The 836-nt window shown below is 39.1% G+C and carries 2 protein-coding genes; both read right to left on the bottom strand.

Annotated elements, in window-relative coordinates:
- Positions 1–621: hypothetical protein (locus A3766_RS20565; protein WP_156509009.1), on the bottom strand; the 621-nt coding region annotated here is incomplete at its 3' end.
- Positions 618–836, bottom strand: a 219-nt coding sequence (locus tag A3766_RS32140) for a hypothetical protein (protein ID WP_231882945.1), incomplete at its 5' end; no start/stop codon positions are given. The genes A3766_RS32140 and A3766_RS20565, both read right to left, overlap by 4 nt.

Here is an 836-nt window from a genome sequence, read left to right as displayed (position 1 = left end):
TTTTTCATCAGGCTTAGTTGCAGAATTTAGTACTTGAACAAGTTTTAAGTCATTTTGCCCTGCGTGTCCTTCCCAATACACCTTGGCAATAGACTTTCTAAATCGAGCTAGTTTCAGTAAGGCTGCAAATGGCAAGTTTTGCTTTAAGAAAAATTCGACAGGAGCCCCATCACTTTGAAACATTTCTCTGCATACGCCATCGAAATAACCTTTCATGCATTGAGAATAAAGATGTGGATGACTCTTACACTCTTTTGCCGCAACGTTAAGCGGCTTCTTGAATACATTTTTTTTGCTGAAATACCAGTAGTAGACCTTAACTGCTAAGTTTGAGTTTTTTGAGTAATAACGCCAGAAAGAGCTTGCAAGGGACTTAGCTTCTTCCTGATCTAACTCATCCCAAAAGTCGTTGCTAATAAGCATGAGCAAATCAAACTCTGAAAGGTGTTTGAACTTATTAGACCTAATTAGAGCTAATAATTCGTCGCTACCTTTAACACTGAAGTTTGCTCTGAGCGCCAAATTATCTCCAGAAAAACTTTTCCCCTTGAAGGAACCTAGAGAATTAGAAAGCGAGTCCCAAGCTTTAGTAGATGGTTTAAATCCCCCTAGAGTAATCATTTTAACAACCTAACCGCCTCTTCATAAGTTCCCTTAAATTGAAGGCGAAACATTACTTTCCGGTCCGCTTTCGTTGCTACTTTTTGGTTAGCTTCCGTCTCGCCTCTACCTGTCACTGTGAGCTTGTTCATTAATTTGGTCTTATGAGGAAACTCAAAGCTAAGAATATTCTGCATAACTGCATTGGCACGTAACAAACTAAGCTGCATGTTATA

The organism is Oleiphilus sp. HI0132, assembly GCF_001635845.1.
This window is presented reverse-complemented; position numbering and strand designations above follow the sequence as displayed.